The sequence below is a fragment of the Collinsella sp. LCP19S3_B6 genome (genome assembly GCF_052121815.1).
Classification (GTDB): Bacteria; Actinomycetota; Coriobacteriia; order Coriobacteriales; family Coriobacteriaceae; genus Collinsella.
On the sequence record NZ_JBQKDN010000043.1, the window covers coordinates 1 to 1,281 of the forward strand.

At 69.0% G+C, this 1,281-nt stretch carries 1 protein-coding gene; it reads right to left on the reverse strand.

Features of this window, described 5'->3' with window-relative positions; all coding sequences use genetic code 11:
• Positions 1 to 26: 26 nt before the first annotated feature.
• Positions 27 to 1,281: IS3 family transposase (locus tag ACTQWD_RS08670; protein WP_441559747.1), on the reverse strand; the 1,255-nt coding region annotated here is incomplete at its 5' end.

A 1,281-nucleotide genomic window follows, 5' to 3' on the forward strand; every position in this document is an offset into this window, starting at 1 on the left:
GGGACTGCGGACGATTTCTTGGACCGTTACGCGGCCCTTCCCAGCGCGGCGCGGAACTCGGCCGGCGTGCGGCCGCCGAGCGCATCGCTGCGCCTCTCCGTATTGTATCGGCCGATCCAGCCCCCGAGCTCCTCGATGAAGCGGGCAGGGGTCCAGCCCGACCAGTCCCTGCCGTGCCAGAACTCCCTCTTGAGCAGGCCGAAGAAGCCCTCCATCGCCGCGTTGTCCGGGCTGCAGCCCTTGGCGGACATGCTCCTGGCGAGGCCGTGCCCCTCGCAGATCGAGATCCAGCCGGGCCAGCGGTAGTGGCCGCCGCGGTCGGAGTGGATGACGGGGCGCTCGCCGGGCGCGAGCAGCGCGCAGGCGTCCTCGAGCGTCGAGTTGGCGAGCGCGGCGTCCGGTCTCTCGCCGGCCCTCCACGCCACGACCGAGGAGTCGAAGCAGTCCCTGATGGCCGACAGGTAGACCTTCCTGCCGGAGGGCAGCCTGAACTCGGTGATGTCGGTGAGCCACAGGAAGTTCGGCAGGGCCGAGCGGAAGTCGCGGCGCACGAGGTTCGGCGGGGCCGGCGTCGGCTCGCCCGCATAGGAGCTGTAGGGCCTCCTCTTCCTCCTCATCCACCTGGGGACCAGGCCCTCCTCGCGCATGATGCGGAGGACGACCTTCTCCGAGGCGCGCACGGGCTCGTCGAGCTCGCGCAGGCGCGCCGTCACGAAGCGGTACCCCCGCGCCCCCTCGCCGTCCTCGGTGAAGATCCTGCGCACGAGCGCGCGCAGGGGCGCGCGCCGGTCGGGCCTCGCGATCGCGCGGCGCTGGTACTCATAGGAGCTCTTTGATATCCCCAAGGAACTCGTGAGTTCTCTCAAGGACCACTTCCCGCACGGCCTCAGGCGGTCTATCACCAGGGTCTTCTCCCTGTTCGACATCCCGTCGAGGCTCCCGGCTTTTAAAACGTCCTGCACCGCCCTCAGCACCGCGTTCTCGAGCCTGAGCCGCTCGATCAGGGCGTCCTTGTCCTCCGGATCGATGTCGGGGTAGTCGGGGCCGTCCCCGACGAGTCGCGGCAGGTCCATTCCTCCACCGGCCCTTCCCGCGGGCTTGCGCACGTCCCTGATCCAGCGCCAGACGGACGTCTTGCCGGGCCCGCCGAGTATCTCGGTTATCTCCATGACGGTGAGCCCGGCGCCGCGAAGCGCCCTGGCCCTCTCCACCATTCTCCTACTGTATGCCATGCGGACTCCGTTCCGGACCTCAACGGTCCAACTTTTTGTCCGCAGTCCC